This window comes from Planifilum fulgidum (assembly GCF_900113175.1).
GTDB lineage: Bacteria > Bacillota > Bacilli > Thermoactinomycetales > DSM-44946 > Planifilum > Planifilum fulgidum.
The window spans coordinates 1-14344 of the sequence record NZ_FOOK01000049.1 but is presented as its reverse complement, the minus strand read 5'-3'; the positions used below and the strand labels follow the sequence as shown (position 1 = coordinate 14344).

Here is a 14344-nt window from a genome sequence, read left to right as displayed (position 1 = left end):
ACCGTTTAAGTGAAAGGGGCAAACAACTGTATAAACGACGGAGTCAGACCATTGAGCGCAGCTTCGCTGACGCCAAAGAACTTCATGGGCTTCGTTATGCACGCTACAGGGGGCTTGCCAAAGTCAGAGAGCAATGCCTCCTTATTGCCGTGGCTCAAAACATCAAAAAAATGGCCTTGCTCCTCTCGAAGAGAGGAAAAGGCTTTGTGATCCGCCTAATTTACCAAATCTGATTTCCTTTATCTGTTTATTTCCCATAAACATGCAACCCCTGGCGCTTTTCTTGCGAAAAGAGCCAGGGGGTTTGTCATCAATCTCGACTGCCGACAAATGTCGGCAGTCCCGCTTTGAAAAGAAATTCCGGCTCGGGGAGAAAGGGACGACCCCGCGCTTCAGATCTTCCAGCTGGCCAGATACTCCTCCTGCTCCTCCGTCAGGTCGTCGATCCGGATGCCGAGGGATTCCAACTTGTAGCTGGCCACTTGCTCGTCCAGGTGGTACGGCACGTCGATGACCCGGCGGCCGATTTTCTCGTGGTTGTCGTTGACGTACAACAGACAGAGGGCCTGCAGGGCGAAAGTCATGTCCATGATTTCGGCGGGATGTCCGTCTCCGGCCACCAGGTTGACCAAACGGCCGTCGCAAAGCAAATACAGCTTCCTGCCGTCCTCCATTTCGTATTCGGTGATGTATTTCCGCACCACCCGCTTGGAAACCGCCGCCTCCTCCAGGGCCGCCTTGTCGATTTCCACGTCGAAATGGCCGGCATTGGCCAAAATGGCCCCGCTCTTCATCAGCGGGAAGTGCTTCCCGTTGATGACGGAGCGGTTTCCTGTGACCGTGATGAAAATGTCTCCCAGAGGGGCGGCCTCCTCCATCGGCATGACGGAAAATCCGTCCATGTGGGCTTCGGTGGCCTTGATGGCGTCCACCTCGGTGACAATAACCCGGGCGCCCAGCCCTTTGGCGCGCATCGCGACACCGCGGCCGCACCATCCGTACCCGAGGACCACCACCGTCTTTCCGGCGACGACCAGGTTGGTCGTCCGGTTGATGCCGTCCCACACCGACTGGCCCGTTCCGTACCGGTTGTCGAAAAGGAATTTGGAGTAGGCGTCGTTGACGGCCACCATCGGAAACTGCAGTTCACCGGACTTTTCCAGGGCCCGGAGGCGCAGAATTCCGGTGGTCGTCTCCTCGCAGCCGCCGAGCACCTGATCCAGAAGATCCGGGCGCTCCCCGTGCAGGATGCTGACCAGATCGCCGCCATCATCGATAATCAGTTCCGGACGGGTCTCCAGGGTGAGAATCAGGTGCTCCTTGTACTCCTCCGGTGTCGGATTGTATTTGGCGAAAACGGTGATTCCCGATTCCACCAGAGCCGCCGCCACATCATCCTGAGTGGAAAGCGGATTGCTGCCGGTGATCGCCACCTCCGCCCCCGCATCCCGGAGGAGTTCCGCCAGGCAGGCGGTTTTCGCCTCCAGGTGAAGGGAGATCGCCACCCGTTTGCCTTTCAGCGGTTTCTCCTGAATCATCTGTTCACGTATGCGCCTCAACACCGGCATGTGGTTCCAGGCCCAATCCATCTTCAGCCGACCCTGGGGAGCCAGATTCAAATTTCGTACCACGCTTTTTTCGGCACTCATCCATATCCCCCTCGCATTGCGAAATCGTAATGCTCTTATTCGAATACCCCGATGGCTCGCAGCAGGCGGGGTCCGGGTCTTCCATCCGAAGGATGCAAACCAATCGACATCAGGACGTTGTCATTATACCTGATTTCAACAAAATAGGAAAACCCCCTACAAAAATACGACCTGATGCTCAAAAAAGGTAAGCGGCGCCTCCGCCAGCCGTTCAATCCATTCCGTTCCGTACTCGTTCCAGTAGGGAGTTATGTTGTGCACCCTTTCCTGCAATTTTCCCCCGGGCCGACAGCGGAGGGAAATGTGATCGAAGCGGCGCAGGGCGGTTTCGTGGCGCAGCCGGATCATCCGCTCCGCCTGATTTTTGAGATAATCCAGCTGTTCCATCACCCGGAGGCGGTTTTTCTCACCGATCCGCCTCATCTCCGGACCCAGCGGCGACAGCTGCTGGACCAAGGTGTCGTAAAGCCCCTCGACCTGCTTTGCTGCATCGGCAAACAGTTCCTGGACGTCCAAGGGTGCATGCTCCTTAAGCCACTGCCGCTTCCTTCGGTCCAGGCCGGAAAAGATCTCTTCCACGGACAGATCGAGGAGACCCATGTACCGCTCCGTGGCCCGGTCGATCAGGGTAACGCCGATCCGGGGCATCAACACGGGCATTGTCATGCCCATCTCGGAAAAGGCTTTCCGGAGACACCCCCAGTAGGCGATTTCCCCCGGTCCCACCACCGCGGAAAGGGTGGGAAACAGGAATTCCTGCATCAACGGCCGGGTGACCACATTGTTGCTGAAGCGTTCCGGCTCCTCCCGCGCCACCCGCAGCAACTCCCGCCCGCTCCACCGCCTCCGGCCGTCACGGGTTATAAATCCGTCCCCGTCCCTCAACAGCAGTTGCCGTTCCCCATCGACGTAGATGAAGAGATGGGCGCAGTCGGGATGGAGAACCAACGGGGAGGAATAACCCATTTTCTCCACCTGCTTGATCTGATCCCCGACCGCCTCGTCCAGGGCGGCGTTATCCGCGATCAAGCGCTCGAAGAAAGCCCCTTCGATCCTGCGGAGAGGCGGAAAAGACGAATCGATTTGAACCAGCCCGAATCGTCCGAACAGGCGGTGAAGGAGCCTGGCAAAATAGCGGGTGAGAGATACGGGCTCCTCCGCCCATTGGGCCAGCTCCTTCAGCATTCCCTCCTTGAATTCCGTGTCGGGAAGCATCCTGCCCAATTCCCGGAGCCATTCGCCGAGGGATTGCGGATCCAGGAGAACGTGACCGGCGGATATCCGCTTCCCCCCCTCGGAAAGGGGCAATCTGTGCTTTATCAATCGCCCATCCGGGCCGGGCACATAAATATGATTCACCTCATCCAGGTCATGGTCCTCCCCGGCGATCCAAAAGACGGGGATGACCGGCACTCCCAGGCGCTCTTCTTCTCTTCTGGCCAGTTGGATCACCGATATCGCCTTATACAGTGTATATAACGGACCCGCGAGCAACCCCGCCTGCTGTCCCCCGATCACCACGACGCTCCCGGGCTTCTCCAGCCGCCGGATGTTTTGCTCCACGGCCGGGTGATGAAGCTCCCCGGAATGAAACTGGCGAAGCACCTCGACCAGCCGGGAACGGGAAAAGGAGGTTTCTCTGCGGGACAATTCATCGTATCGCTTCCGAAAGCTCTCCCCCTTTCCGGGGTCCAACCCGTACAGATGCTGCACTTTCGAAAAGGAAAAAAGGTATTCGTCGGAAAGTTCTCCTGACGAATCCAAGCGGATACGCTCGATCCTCATGAAAAAACCCCTTCTTTATGTCCTAAGGCCTACCCTTCCCCAGTATAGCACGAACCCCGACGGGGGGGAATCACCGCCGCCCGCGGCCGGCCGGGCCCCCCGGCAGGCGAAGGGCAAGAAAGGCGCCCGCCAGGGCGACCGCCGTCACCATCATCAGTGCTTCTCCGGCCTGAAAGTTGCGCTCGTCGATCAAGCGGGTGATCAGCAGAAGGCCGAGGGCTCCTCCCGCCGCCCGGAACATGCCCAACACCACCAATCCCGTCCTCACGCGCCGAAGGGGCAACCGACCGAACAGAAGATCGTGCAGGGGGGCCGACACGGTCAGCCCGATCCCCCCTCCCAGCAGAAGCAGGGCGAAAGCCAAAACCGTAAAATCCCTGGATACGCCCAGAACAAAGGATGCGAGGGACAGGGCGAACAAGCCCGCGGAGAGCGCCACCCGGGATCCCCATCGATCCGCGATCCTCCTGGCAAGGGGAAGAACCCCTCCGACCGCCGCCGCCACAACCGCCAATCCGATCCCCCCAATCCCCAAGGCATCCGGGAAAAGGGGGGTGATCCATCCCGGAATGATCACGAACACCATCAGGCACATGCCCGAAATGGCCGCCGTCAATTGCACAAGGACGAAGCTCCGGTTGGCCGCTTTGGGGATGAACAGGGGATGCTCCACCCGCTTTTCCACCATGATCAGAGGCACGATCAATCCGACGGACAAAATCCAATAGGGGAGAACCTCGGGGTGGAGCATCACCTTTAGGCCGGAGAGCGGCTCCATGCGCGTGACGGCGATCATGGCGAAAAGAAGGGATCCCAGAAAGAAGAAGGCGCTTCCCGACTCCAACCGCTTATGCCGGGAGAAAGAAGAAGCGGGCAGCCGCCGGGCGATGAGATGAAGGAGGAGAATCACCGGAAGAAAGGCGACAAATACCCAGCGCCACCCCCACCGCCCGTTGAGAAAGGCGGACAGAAGGGGGGCGATGATCAGCAGGACGGACAGCAGGCCGCCGATCACCCGGACCAGCACCGGCCGTCTGGAATGACGAAGGCCCTGGGACAATGCCGGAACCACGCCGCTGGCTCCCAGCGCCTGCAAAGTCCGCCCGCCAAGGAGCACAAGCCACGCGGGAGCGAGCGCCCCCACCGCCGACCCGATCGCCAGAAGCAGCAGCGAAACCGAAAAAAGGCGCCGTCCATCGATGCCCCGCATCCGGCTTTCCGCAAAGGGCAGAGCAAAGGAAAACACGGCCAAATACAGGGCGATCACCCAGGCGGACCACCGGTGGGTGATGCCGAAATCCTCCGAGAGGGTCCTGAGCAGCGGGGCCATCAGGGCAACATCCAGGGCGATCACAATAATGGCGATGACGAAGGGCTGGGCGGGCCCCCTTCTTCTCGGCATCTGTTATCACCTCCGCGCCCTGTCCCTGCTGGCGGGGGAATTTTCGGCGGACGCTCATGCCGTCGCGCTTCCATCGGACGGACCTCCGTCCGGATCCCGCCGCATCTCCAACAGGTGAATCAGCCGGAGCAGGACCTGGTTCACCGGGGTTGCGATCCCCGCCCGCTTCCCCCGGCGGACCACTTCGCCGTTGATCCAGTCGATTTCCGTCGGCCGCCCCCTTTCCACGTCCTGCAGCATGGACGACCGGTTGGCAGCGGTTTTTCGGCAGATTTCCATCGTCCTCCTGAGCAGGGTTTCCGCCTCCAGCTCCATCCCTTCGGCGCGGGCCACCGACACTGTCTCTTCCACGACGGATTTTATCAAAAAACGGGCGTCGTCGCTGTGAAGCAACCCGCCGTTGGGAATCCGGAGCAAAGCCGTCAGCGGGTTGATCGCACAGTTGACCGCCACCTTTTCCCATATTCTTCGAAGGATCTGGTTTTCCCATTCGATCCGAACCCCGGCATTCTTCAATTTTTCCACGATTTCGGCCCCGATCCCGGGGCGGACGGGCTCCGCCGAAAAGGGGCCGATCCACGTCATGCCCTCCCCCGTGTGCCGCACCTCCCCGGGTCCCTCCCGAAGGGCGCCTTCCGTGGTCACCGCCCCGCAAAGCGCTTCCCGGGGAAGAACGGAAGCAAACGGTTCATCCTGCCCCAATCCGTTTTGCCACAGGACCACCCAGGCAGGAAGGCGGGAAAAGGCGGCCAATCGCTTGGCCACATCCCGCAGATCCCGCTGTTTCACCATGATGAACAGGCAGTCAAAGGGTTCATCGACTTCCCCGACCCACCGGACCTTGGCGGAAATTCTTTCTTTTTCCCCCGAGGGATGGGTGAGGAGAATCCCCCTTCTCCGGATCCAATCCCGCTGCTCCTGGGTCCGAACCAAAAGCACCGTCTCCGGAAACAAGGAAGCAAGTCTCGCGGTCCACAGCAATCCGAGGGAACCGCCCCCCCACACGGCAATGCGCAACCTGGATCCCTCCGTTTTTTCCGATCCGTTCAACAAGAAAAGGGAGCCGTCCGCGGCTCCGATGACAACCTGTGACCCGATGTTCTCCCAAAGTCCATCAGACCGGATATACCGGGTGCTTCCGCTCGCTGAAAACTTTCTGTTTGCTCGAATAGGCTTCCAACCGCCGAATCAACTCCTCGCGCAACCGATCCGGATGAACGATGTCGTCGACGATCAACTCGTGGGCCAACCGGTAGATGTCGATATCCTTTTTATACTCCTCCCGCTTCTCCATCACAAATTTGGTGCGCTCCGGCTCGGAAAGTTCCTCGATTTTGTTTCGGTACACCGCATTCACCGCCGCCTCCGGCCCCATCACGGCGATCTGGGCGGTGGGGAGGGCGAGGCAGCAGTCCGGGTCGAAGGCCGGGCCGGCCATGGCATACAGGCCCGCGCCGTATGCTTTGCGGACGATCACTGAAATTTTGGGAACGGTGGCCTCCGACACCGCGGCGATCATCTTCGCCCCGTGTCGGATGATCCCGGCGCGCTCCACCTGGGTGCCGATCATGAAGCCCGGAACATCGGCCAGGAAAAGAAGGGGGATTTGGAAAGCATCGCACAGGGTGATAAAGCGGGCCGCCTTGTCGGCGGAGTCGACGAACAGCACGCCGCCCTTCACCTTCGACTGGTTGGCGATGATGCCGACGGGACGGCCGTTCAGACGGGCAAGTCCCGTGATCAGTTCCCGGGCGAAGAGCTTCTTGACCTCAAGGAAAGAGCCCTCATCCACGATCGCCTCGATCACCTGCATCATGTCGAAGGGAACGTTTTGATTGTCCGGCACGATCTCCGAGACGCGCCGCGCCGAAGGCGAAGGGTCTTTCCCCGGCTCCACCGGGGGCTTCTCCGCATAGTTCGCCGGAAAATAGGAGAGATATTGGCGGGCGAGAAGAATCGCTTCCTCCTCGTCCTTCGCCAGGAAATCGCCGCACCCGCTGACGCTGCAGTGCATGCGCGCCCCGCCCATTTCCTCCAGGCTCACTCTTTCACCGATCACCATCTCCGCCATCCGGGGCGATCCGAGATACATGCTGGCGTTTTTGTCCACCATGATCACCACGTCGCAGAAGGCGGGAATGTAGGCGCCGCCGGCGGCGGACGGACCGAACAGCACGCACACCTGGGGAACCACCCCGGAAAGCTTCACCTGGTTGTAAAAAATGCGTCCCGCTCCGCGGCGGCCCGGAAACATCTCCACCTGATCGGTGATGCGGGCTCCGGCGGAATCCACCATGTAGACCATCGGAATGCGCAGGCGCTCCGCGGTCTCCTGGATGCGGATGATCTTTTCGACGGTGCGGGCACCCCAGGATCCCGCCTTCACCGTCGAATCGTTGGCCATGACGCAGACCGGACGGCCGTTGATGCGCCCGATCCCCGTCACCACCCCGTCCGCCGGCAGACCGTCGGCCAGGGCATTGGCGAACAGTCCGTCCTCCAGCTCCACATCCCCATCAAAGAGAAGCTCCAACCGGCGCCGGACGAACAGCTTGTTCTGTTTCTCCAGCTTTTCATGGTATTTCGGAGCGCCGCCCCGCTTGATCCTTGCGGTCTGCTCCTCCCATTTTCTGATTGTGGATTCTTCCATGGTCCCCCTCCTCTTCCCGTTATTCCCCCCGGTAGATCGGTTTCCTTTTTTCTTTGAAGGCCTCCAGCCCCTCCAGGCGATCCTTGGTGGGAATCAGCGCCTCATAGGCTTTGGTCTCGATCATCAAACCGGTGGCCAGATCCGTCTCCATCCCGTAATCGATGGCAAATTTGGCCTGGGCCAGGGCCAGGGGGGCGTTTTCATTGATCATCGCCGCCATCTTCAGGGCGGCATCCAGCACCTCTCCCTTGGGCACCACGTGGTTGACCAGACCGATTCGCTCCGCCTCGGCGGCATTGATCCGGCGGGCGGTGAAAATCAGTTCCTTCGCCTTGGATTTTCCGACGATCCGGGGCAGGCGCTGCGTTCCCCCGGCTCCCGGTATGATTCCCAGGGATGTTTCCGTCAATCCGAAAATCGCCCGTTCATCCGCCAGCCTCAGGTCGCATGCCAAAGCCAGCTCCATCCCGCCGCCCAGGGCAACGCCGTTCACGGCGGCGATGACCGGCCGGGGCAGGCGCTCGATCGCCGTGAAGGTTTCGCGAATCAGGTGGATGAAACGCCGGACCTGATCCTCCGTAAAGGTTCGCCGCTCCTTCAGGTCCGCCCCGGAACAGAAGGCCTTCTCCCCCGCGCCCGTGATGATCACCGCCCGTGTGGCTTTGGAGTGAGCCAGTTCCTCCACGATTTTCATCAATTCCCTCAACGTCTCGAGATTGAGCGCATTGTACACCTCGGGGCGATTCAGGGTGATGACGGAAATGCCTTCCTTCCGCTCCCATTCAACCACGCTCATTCTTTTTCTCCCCTTTTCCGCGGTCGTGATGCCAGGGTGCTCTGCAACACCTTGGACGGAAGCCTCCGGCCGATCCGCTCTTGAACCGAAGCACTTACCCGGCACAGGGCCTCCAGATCGATCCCCGTCGACACGCCCATGCCTTCCAGCATGTACACCAGATCCTCGGTGGCCACATTTCCGGAGGCTCCCGGAGCATAGGGACACCCCCCCAATCCCCCGAAGGAACTGTCCAGCGTGGTAATGCCCATCTCCAGGGCGACATAGGCGTTCACCAGGGCGGTTCCCCGGGTGTCGTGGAAATGTCCGGCCAACCGGTCGGCGGGAAACAGCCTCAAAAGATCCTGAAGCACTTCCTTCACTTGCCGCGGATGGGCCACGCCGATCGTGTCGCCGAGGGAAACCTCGTAGACCCCCATTTCAAACAGGCGGTCACACACCTTGGCCACCTGGGCCACGGAAACTTCGCCTTCATAGGGGCAACCGAACACCGTCGACACGTAACCGCGGACCCGCTTCCCCCGTTCCCGGGCGAGCTGGACCACTTCTTCCAGAACCGGGAATGTCTCGTCGATGCTCTTGTTGATATTTTTCCGGTTGTGGGTTTCGCTGGCCGACAGAAACACCGCATACTCGTCGATCGGGGTGTCAAGGGCCCGCTCCAGCCCCTTCCGGTTGGGAACCAGGGCCCGATAACGGACGCCCTCCGCCCGGGGCAGGGACCCGGCCAGCTCCTCCGCGTCGGCCAGCTGGGGAATCCAGCGGGGATGGACGAAGGAAGTCGCTTCGATGTCCCTCACCCCGGCGGCGATCAACCCCTCGGCGATCTTCCTTTTCACTTCCGTCGGCAAAATGGCCGATTCGTTCTGCAATCCGTCGCGGAGTCCCACCTCGACGATTCGGACCTCCGGCATGGACACCCTCCTCCACCCCTCGGTCATGATCCGTCAGTCCTCCAATTCGATCAGCACGTCCCCCTCATTCACGAAAGAGCCCGTCTCCACCTTCACCGCCGACACGGTCCCGGAGGATTCCGCCTGAATCGGCACTTCCATCTTCATCGACTCCAATACCGCCACGTCCTGCCCCGCCTCCACCCGATCTCCGGGCTGCACCAACACCTGAAGCACGGTACCGGCCATGTTTGCTTCGATCTTTTTCACAGGCAACCTCATCCTTTCCGTTCAATTTTCATCCTCGAATTCAGAGGGTTTCCAGAAAACGGGTGTCGTATTTTCCCCGGACAAAACGCGGATCCTCCACGATTCTGCGATGGAGGGGAAGATTGGTCCGGATGCCCTCGATGCGAAACGCAGCCAGCGCCTCGCGGCTGCGGGCGAGGGCTTCCTCCCGATTTGAACCGCTTACAATCAACTTCGCGACGAGGGGATCATAGAAGGGCGTCACCGCGTTGCCCGACTCGATCCCGGCGTCGACGCGAATTCCCGGCCCCTCGGGCGGCTGAAAGAGCTCCACCGAACCGGGAGACGGCAGAAAAGTCCCGGGATCCTCCGCGCAGATCCGAAACTCGATGGCATGCCCTTCGGCCCGGATCTCCTCCTGCGACAGGGACAGCTTTTTCCCCTCCGCAATGTCCAGCTGCATGGCCACGAGATCCAGCCCGGTGATCATCTCCGTCACCGGGTGCTCCACCTGCAGACGGGTGTTCATCTCCAAAAAGTATATCCGCTCCTCGGCATCCACCAGAAACTCCACCGTGCCCACTCCCGTGTATCCCACGAACCGGGCGGCCCGAATCGCCGCTTCGACCAAACGCGCCCGGGTTTCGGGGCGGATGGAGGGAGAAAGGCTTTCCTCCACGATTTTCTGATTGCGGCGCTGAATCGAGCATTCCCGCTCAAAAAGGTGAATCACCGTTCCGTTCCCGTCGGCGGCCACTTGAACCTCCACATGGCGGGGCCGTTCGATGTACTTTTCCAAAAAAAGAGTCCCGTCGCCGAAATAGGCCTTCGCCCTTCCCTGGGCCGATGGGAAGACGCGGATCAGCTCTTCCCGGGAGCGGCAGACCTGCATGCCGATTCCGCCCCCGCCACAACTCGCCTTCAGCATCAGCGGATAGCCGACCGACTCCGCCAGCCTTGCCGCCTCCTCCGCGGAAGACACGCCCTCCAGCGTTCCGGGAACCACCGGCACGCCGGCCCGCTCCATCGTTCTGCGGGCGTTCACCTTGTCCCCCATCGCTTCAATCACTTCGGGGCGGGGACCGATGAAGACCAAGCCCGCCTCCTCCACCTTGCGGGCAAAGGCGGCATTCTCCGACAAAAGCCCATATCCGGGGTGAACGGCATCGGCGCCGGTTCTCTCGGCCGCCTCCAGGATGGCGTCCATGTTCAGATAGCTCTGCGCAACCGGAGGCGGTCCGATTTCCACCGCTTCATCCGCTTCCCGGACGAAGGGCAGATCCCGATCCGCTTCGGAATGGACGGCCACCACCGCCAGGCCGCGCTTACGGCAGGTGCGAAGAATCCGTCTGGCAATTTCGCCGCGATTTGCGATCAATATTTTCCTGAGTGCCATGCTCCACCTCAATGGTACAATAATGGTCACTTTCAATATACCGAAAGCTTTCCGAATAGGACAACAGCAAACGCTTCCAAAACGGCACACGATACTCCTCATTCGACAAATCTTCCGGATGTCCTGCCGTAAGTCCGGATTCCAATAAAGGGAAGCGAACCTCGTGGAGCAAACACCTCCAATCAGGTATAATGATATCAAACCCATCCAATCAGGAAAGGGGTCAAAAAATTCATGGACAAACCAAAGGTTGAACGACTGAAGATTAATTATAAAACGCTGGAAGAGTTTCAAAAATTCCATGAATATGGGCTCCAAGAATTGTCCATGCTAGAAGACTTGAAAGCCAACATCATCGAGAATGACAGCAACTCCCCCTTTTACGGGATTTACGAGGACGGAAACCTGGTGGCCCGGATCAGCCTGTACCGGATCGACGCCAAATACGACCGCTATTTCGATCCCCCCCAGGACTATTACGAGCTGTGGAAACTGGAAGTGTTGCCCCAATACCGGGGGAAGGGGTACGGGAGCGCCCTGGTTCGCCACGCCCAGAGCTTCGGACTTCCGGTGAAGACCAACGCCCGTCGCCGTTCCGATCCCTTCTGGATCAAGATGGGATTTCGGCCGGTCAAATACGATCCGGTCCGCGACCGCGGGGAAAATCCGTATGTGTGGACTCCGCCGGGGGTGGGTCTCCAGGAATGACGGGAAAGTTCCCGAAGGGAATTCCCCCGTCGCCGGGGGCGCCTCCGAAGGCGAAGGGAAGCCGGGCTTTTGGAGCGTCCCCCATTTAAAAAATAAAAACCACCCCTTTAGCCTTTCACAGGAATTCCTGCGGCTAACTGAAGGGGTGTCTTTGTCTCGGTCAAACCTTCTTCGGCCCGCTCCGGCGGGCTCATTTGTCGACCCGTTCCAGATTCTCGTTTTCCTCCATGCGGATTTTCGGTTTATCTTCCTCCCGCTCGTTTTCCAGCAGGGCCAACTTCCGGGCCCGATCCATGATCTGAATCAGGGTTTTGTAATCGTCGTTTACGGCCTGATAATCCGTCTCCACATGGTTGAGGCGGTTTTTCATTTCTTCATTTTCTTTGACGAGCTGTTCGATTTTCTCTTCTTTCTGCTTCAGTTCCTTTTCCAATTCCTTTTGTCTCTTGCGCAGTTCCGCCACTTCGTTTTTATGACGCCTCAAATAGCGGATGATCGCCTCCAGGGAAGACAGCGTCTCTTGATCCCCCTGAACCTGTCCGGAAAGGCGCAACCGCCCGCTCTGATTCCGTTTCTGGCGCTGCGCTTTGGCGATCTGAATGGCGGCCTCGTATTTCTTGCGGACGCAGCTGTTCCAGCGGAAACCGCAGGCGGCGGGGGTTCTCCCCAATTTTTCAGCCACCTCTTCAAAGGCTGCCAGCTGGGTGCTTCCTTCCCGGATGTGACGCAGCGTCACCTCTGCCAAAACCAAGTCGTCATCGGGTGTCCATGCGTCCTGCCTCTTAACAGCCATTATACTTAACCTCCCGCATTCGAACCATTGCTCCCAACCTGGGTTTTTGCTCTATATTTTATGCATTTGATATAAAACGTAGTATATGTAACTATTAAATTTATTGCCGATTCGGGTTGTATATATACTCCGGAGAAGGGGCAAAAAGGACAAAAGAAACCGACGCGTCCGGCGGACGGTCGGTGTTTCGCCGTTTCTTCCGGTGTTCCCCGCGGCGGGTTTTTTCCCAAGGGGATTTAATCGATCCGCCGCTTTTTTTCAAGAAATGCTTCCACAGCGGAGCGATGCTCCGGCGTCTCCCACAGCCGGGAACAAGCGCGGCTCTCCAATTCGACCATTTCGTTCCGCGACCATCCTTCCTGGCGAACCCGGTTGGCGATGGCGATATATTCCCGAATGACACCGAGGGGAGCCGACGCAATCCGTTCGGCAAAATCCAAGGCCGCCCCTTCGAACCCCTCTCCGCCCGGAAAAACCCGGTCAACCAGGCCGATGCGAAGCGCGGTTTCGCTGTCGATCACCTCGCCGGTCAAAAGCAGGTAGAGGGCGTCACTCCGTTTCAAAAGCGAAAGCAACCGGGTTCCCCCGCCCCATCCCGACGTGATGCCCAGCCGGACCTGAACAAAACCGAAGCGGGCCCGGTCGGAGGCGAGTCGAAAATCGCAGCTGACGGCGATTTCACACCCGCCTCCCACGGCGGCTCCCTCAACGGCCGCGATGGTCGGTTTCCCCAAATCCTGAAGCTCCAGAAGCAAACGTCCCATCCGGGCCATCACCGGGTAAATCTCCTCCTCCCGGGTCAACCGATGCAGTTCGCTCAAATCCCCCCCGGAAACAAAGGCATGGCGATCCCCCGCCAACAGGACGGTTCTGACCGCATCATCCTGCCGCCACTCGCGCAGCACCGTCTCCAATTCATCCATCATCCGGAGATTGACCGCGTTTCTCACCTCCGGACGGTGAAAGCGAATGAGCCCGACACCGCGATATCTTTCCAGTCGAAGGGTTTCCATGATTTCTCCCCACCTCCCGAATGAATGAAGCGACCTTTGGCCGAAGCCCGGAAAAAAGGGATTCCCCCGCGGCGTGCCCTTCCGCGGCAAAACTGTCAAAAAGCCGTCGCTTGATCCCCGTTTGTCCCAAGTATATAATAAGTCTGTAATCCGGGACGGAAAAGGAGAAGCCCCCAACGGGCGCCGCAACCGGATCGGGATGCTTTCGGCCTTCATCCTGCCGAAGGCATGAAAAACCGCCGATCGGACCAGCCTATACCCTGACGGCAAGGGAGTCGCGGAAACGGAGCCGCCGATCGCCTTCCCGCCGGCCTCCGGAGAGAATCTCGAGAAAAAGCCCGCCAGGGGCTCGATATCGGAAGGAGTGGAACCCATGGACCGCATGTTTCGCGTCCTCGGTTTTTGGACCTTTGTCATCGCTCTGATGTTTCTCGCGGGACAGCTTTACACCCCTGCCATCCTGTTCTTTGTGCAGACGGCGCTCTTCGTCATTCTCGGCTACATGGGCTTCACGGAACGTACTTATATGTACCTGTTTTGGGGTTACATGATCGTCTCCTTCCTGGGGATCGTCTCCTATTCCTTCTTTATGATGCCTCAGGGATAAAAAAGGGGCGGAAAAAACGGGAGGCCGGATCTTCATCCGGCCTCCTGAGGCTGTTGACAAAGAAGGGTCAACAGCCTTTTTTGTTGAATTCGGAATAAAACAATTCCGAAGGAAGGTTTTTATATGTTCAGGACGAACCCATCCAGGGAATTTCAACCCGAAACAGTCAACATAGAAGACCTTGTTCCCCAAGATCACTTGCTTAGAAAAATCAATGAAACCATCGACTTTTCGTTTATCGCGGAAAAATGCCGCCCCTTGTATTGTCAAGATAATGGGCGTCCTTGCATCGATCCGGTCATGCTGTTCAAAATGCTTTTGATCGGTTATTTGTACGGAATTCGTTCGGAAAGACGCCTCATTGAGGAAATCCGGGTCAACATCGCCTACCGTTGGTTTGTTG

15 protein-coding genes are annotated in these 14344 nt (G+C 59.0%); 4 read left to right on the top strand and 11 right to left on the bottom strand.

The window, feature by feature from the left end; translation table 11 throughout:
• Nucleotides 1–233 (top strand): transposase (locus BM063_RS16560; protein WP_177199040.1); only part of this gene is annotated, 233 nt, incomplete at its 5' end.
• A gap of 159 nt (nucleotides 234–392) precedes the next feature.
• Here BM063_RS16560 and BM063_RS16555 read toward each other — a convergent pair.
• From BM063_RS16555 to BM063_RS16515, 9 genes are all read right to left on the bottom strand, one after another.
• Nucleotides 393–1649, bottom strand: a complete 1257-nt coding sequence (locus tag BM063_RS16555; RefSeq protein WP_092041676.1) for an adenosylhomocysteinase — start codon at nucleotides 1647–1649, stop codon at nucleotides 393–395.
• A gap of 156 nt (nucleotides 1650–1805) precedes the next feature.
• On the bottom strand, nucleotides 1806–3434 hold the full coding sequence (bshC, locus tag BM063_RS16550; RefSeq protein ID WP_092041673.1) for a bacillithiol biosynthesis cysteine-adding enzyme BshC: 1629 nt from the start codon (nucleotides 3432–3434) through the stop codon (nucleotides 1806–1808).
• A gap of 70 nt (nucleotides 3435–3504) precedes the next feature.
• Entirely contained in the window at nucleotides 3505–4836 is a 1332-nt protein-coding gene (locus tag BM063_RS16545) for an MFS transporter (protein WP_092041670.1), read from the bottom strand.
• 54 nt (nucleotides 4837–4890) lie between these two features.
• Nucleotides 4891–5853, bottom strand: a complete 963-nt coding sequence (locus tag BM063_RS16540; protein WP_177199248.1) for a ketopantoate reductase family protein — start codon at nucleotides 5851–5853, stop codon at nucleotides 4891–4893.
• 97 nt (nucleotides 5854–5950) lie between these two features.
• The gene (locus tag BM063_RS16535; protein WP_092041665.1) at nucleotides 5951–7486 is read right to left on the bottom strand and encodes an acyl-CoA carboxylase subunit beta; all 1536 of its coding nucleotides are present in this window, start codon (nucleotides 7484–7486) and stop codon (nucleotides 5951–5953) included.
• 19 nt (nucleotides 7487–7505) lie between these two features.
• Nucleotides 7506–8282 carry an enoyl-CoA hydratase gene (locus BM063_RS16530; RefSeq protein WP_092041662.1) on the bottom strand — a complete coding sequence of 259 codons (777 nt, stop codon included), beginning with the start codon at nucleotides 8280–8282 and terminating at the stop codon, nucleotides 7506–7508.
• Nucleotides 8279–9196, bottom strand: coding sequence for a hydroxymethylglutaryl-CoA lyase (locus tag BM063_RS16525; protein ID WP_092041659.1), 918 nt, complete (start codon nucleotides 9194–9196; stop codon nucleotides 8279–8281). Before BM063_RS16525 ends, BM063_RS16530 begins: the two co-directional genes overlap by 4 nt.
• Nucleotides 9197–9229: 33 nt before the next feature.
• Nucleotides 9230–9445 (bottom strand): acetyl-CoA carboxylase biotin carboxyl carrier protein subunit, encoded by a 216-nt coding sequence (locus tag BM063_RS16520; RefSeq protein ID WP_092041657.1) that lies wholly within the window; start codon nucleotides 9443–9445, stop codon nucleotides 9230–9232.
• 40 nt (nucleotides 9446–9485) lie between these two features.
• The gene (locus tag BM063_RS16515) at nucleotides 9486–10820 is read right to left on the bottom strand and encodes an acetyl-CoA carboxylase biotin carboxylase subunit (RefSeq protein WP_092041654.1); all 1335 of its coding nucleotides are present in this window, start codon (nucleotides 10818–10820) and stop codon (nucleotides 9486–9488) included.
• Between the two features lie 234 nt (nucleotides 10821–11054).
• Here BM063_RS16515 and BM063_RS16510 point away from each other — a divergent pair, with 234 nt between their 5' ends.
• A complete protein-coding gene (locus BM063_RS16510) occupies nucleotides 11055–11528 on the top strand; it encodes an N-acetyltransferase (RefSeq protein WP_092041652.1) in 474 nt (157 codons plus the stop codon).
• Between the two features lie 190 nt (nucleotides 11529–11718).
• Here the strand turns inward: BM063_RS16510 and BM063_RS16505 are convergent, their stop codons facing one another.
• Together BM063_RS16505 and BM063_RS16500 are read right to left on the bottom strand one after the other, a co-directional pair.
• Nucleotides 11719–12321 (bottom strand): RsfA family transcriptional regulator, encoded by a 603-nt coding sequence (locus tag BM063_RS16505; protein WP_092041649.1) that lies wholly within the window; start codon nucleotides 12319–12321, stop codon nucleotides 11719–11721.
• Nucleotides 12322–12557: 236 nt separating this feature from the next.
• Nucleotides 12558–13334 (bottom strand): enoyl-CoA hydratase/isomerase family protein, encoded by a 777-nt coding sequence (locus BM063_RS16500; RefSeq protein WP_177199247.1) that lies wholly within the window; start codon nucleotides 13332–13334, stop codon nucleotides 12558–12560.
• Between the two features lie 373 nt (nucleotides 13335–13707).
• On the opposite strand from BM063_RS16500, the gene BM063_RS16495 reads away from it, so the two are divergent.
• Together BM063_RS16495 and BM063_RS16490 are read left to right on the top strand one after the other, a co-directional pair.
• Entirely contained in the window at nucleotides 13708–13941 is a 234-nt protein-coding gene (locus BM063_RS16495; protein ID WP_092041678.1) for a DUF2626 family protein, read from the top strand.
• 123 nt (nucleotides 13942–14064) lie between these two features.
• The coding region (locus tag BM063_RS16490; protein WP_143085410.1) for a transposase at nucleotides 14065–14344 on the top strand (280 nt) is incomplete at its 3' end.

Coding starts and splice junctions, on each gene's coding strand:
- BM063_RS16495 (WP_092041678.1), top strand. CDS start 13,708: ATGGACCGCATGTTTCGCGTCCTCGGTTTTTGGACCTTTGTCATCGCT.
- BM063_RS16505 (WP_092041649.1), bottom strand. CDS start 12,321: ATGGCTGTTAAGAGGCAGGACGCATGGACACCCGATGACGACTTGGTT.
- BM063_RS16525 (WP_092041659.1), bottom strand. CDS start 9,196: ATGCCGGAGGTCCGAATCGTCGAGGTGGGACTCCGCGACGGATTGCAG.
- BM063_RS16500 (WP_177199247.1), bottom strand. CDS start 13,334: ATGGAAACCCTTCGACTGGAAAGATATCGCGGTGTCGGGCTCATTCGC.
- BM063_RS16530 (WP_092041662.1), bottom strand. CDS start 8,282: ATGAGCGTGGTTGAATGGGAGCGGAAGGAAGGCATTTCCGTCATCACC.
- BM063_RS16510 (WP_092041652.1), top strand. CDS start 11,055: ATGGACAAACCAAAGGTTGAACGACTGAAGATTAATTATAAAACGCTG.
- bshC (WP_092041673.1), bottom strand. CDS start 3,434: ATGAGGATCGAGCGTATCCGCTTGGATTCGTCAGGAGAACTTTCCGAC.
- BM063_RS16535 (WP_092041665.1), bottom strand. CDS start 7,486: ATGGAAGAATCCACAATCAGAAAATGGGAGGAGCAGACCGCAAGGATC.
- BM063_RS16555 (WP_092041676.1), bottom strand. CDS start 1,649: ATGAGTGCCGAAAAAAGCGTGGTACGAAATTTGAATCTGGCTCCCCAG.
- BM063_RS16545 (WP_092041670.1), bottom strand. CDS start 4,836: ATGCCGAGAAGAAGGGGGCCCGCCCAGCCCTTCGTCATCGCCATTATT.
- BM063_RS16515 (WP_092041654.1), bottom strand. CDS start 10,820: ATGGCACTCAGGAAAATATTGATCGCAAATCGCGGCGAAATTGCCAGA.